This is a genomic window from Halorubrum tibetense, from assembly GCF_042661865.1.
In the GTDB taxonomy this organism is placed as follows: domain Archaea; phylum Halobacteriota; class Halobacteria; order Halobacteriales; family Haloferacaceae; genus Halorubrum; species Halorubrum tibetense.
Map to the genome: position 1 here is coordinate 1 of NZ_JBHSWW010000616.1, position 649 is coordinate 649.

Sequence of the window (649 nt, forward strand, 5' to 3'; positions counted from 1 at the left end):
AACTAAAAAATGGCGACGTAATTTCGCCATATCGTAAGACTTATAATCATCTTGATGGACCGCAAAGCGTTCATCACAGGACATGCTAGACATTTTTCTACCTCGAAAGTAACTTGCTAATTTGTACACTCGCCATAATGAAAGGCGTCAAGCCCTTGATATCATCGGCAACAATGGGCTCGCTCTGGTAATAGCGGTAGCTGCCATCGCGACCGAATCCGAGACCGGCAACCTGACAAATACCGTTTAAATGCACATCGCCATCGGGATCGAGACTGACAAACTCCCGCACAATACCTTGGTAACCATTCATCATGGCGACTTTATAAGTCTCTGGTAACAAACCTAGATTAATCCCCTTCGCCAAGGCATAGACAAACATTGATGAGCCCGATGCCTCTAAATAATTACCCGTGGCATCCGGCATATCAGTAATCTGATACCACACGCCAGAGTCATCCTGATAGCGCACCAAGACGACGGCTAACTCGGTTAATTGACGCTGCAAAATAGCACGCAATTCAGCTTGATCTTCAGGCAATATTTCTAACATATCGACCAGAGCCATGGCGTACCAACCCATGCCCCGACTCCAGTGAAATTTAGATAAACCTGTCTTTGGATCAGCCCAATTTTGTGCAGCTTTTTC

At 45.8% G+C, this 649-nt stretch carries 1 protein-coding gene; it reads right to left on the reverse strand.

Translation table 11 applies throughout. The annotated features are described in order from the left end of the window. Positions 1-97 precede the first annotated feature (97 nt). The coding region (locus ACFQEU_RS17305) for a glycoside hydrolase family 88 protein (RefSeq protein WP_379784163.1) at positions 98-649 on the reverse strand (552 nt) is incomplete at its 5' end.